At 56.6% G+C, this 595-nt stretch carries 1 protein-coding gene; it reads left to right on the top strand.

The genetic code is table 11. The annotated features are described in order from the left end of the window. Nucleotides 1-13 precede the first annotated feature (13 nt). Nucleotides 14-595: extracellular solute-binding protein (locus tag EN750_RS38025; protein WP_245482950.1), on the top strand; the 582-nt coding region annotated here is incomplete at its 3' end.

Below are 595 nucleotides of genomic sequence, written 5' to 3' on the forward strand. Positions count from 1 at the left end.
CATCATATACGCGTTGATAGGGGCCTATTCCACGGATGCCTTTCCGAAGGGTGGCCCAAACAACTGGTCGGATTTCTGGGACACAAAAAAGTTTCCGGGACTGCGGACCTTGGGAACCGGGGTCCAGCAGGCTGGAGTTGGCACTTTCGAGGCTGCCTTGCTCGCAGATGGCGTCGATCCGTCAAAGCTCTATCCACTGGATTGGAATAGAGCCTTCAAGAGCCTGGACCGGATCAAACCGGACATCCTGAAGTGGTGGGAGAGCGGTGCGGAGACCGGGCAGCTGCTTGTGGACAAGCAGGTTGTTGCCGGAAGTGCCTGGAACGGCCGCATAAGCAGTGCGATTGATGAGGGCGTAAAGCTGTCATTCATGTGGAATCAGGGCTTATTGCAAACGGACTACTGGGTTGCTCTCAAGGGCAGCAAGAACCAGGAGAATGCGATGAAGTTTCTCGCATTTGCCGGGCGCGCGGACCGACAAGCAGAATTTGTCAAGCACATCCTCTATTCTCCGCCGAACAGCCGTGCCTTCTCCATGATCGCCCCGGAACTGGTTGCCAAGCTGCCGACCCAGCCGAGCTTGAAGGGCCAGTTG

It is taken from the genome of Mesorhizobium sp. M7A.F.Ca.ET.027.03.2.1 (assembly GCF_003999175.1).
Lineage (GTDB): Bacteria > Pseudomonadota > Alphaproteobacteria > Rhizobiales > Rhizobiaceae > Mesorhizobium.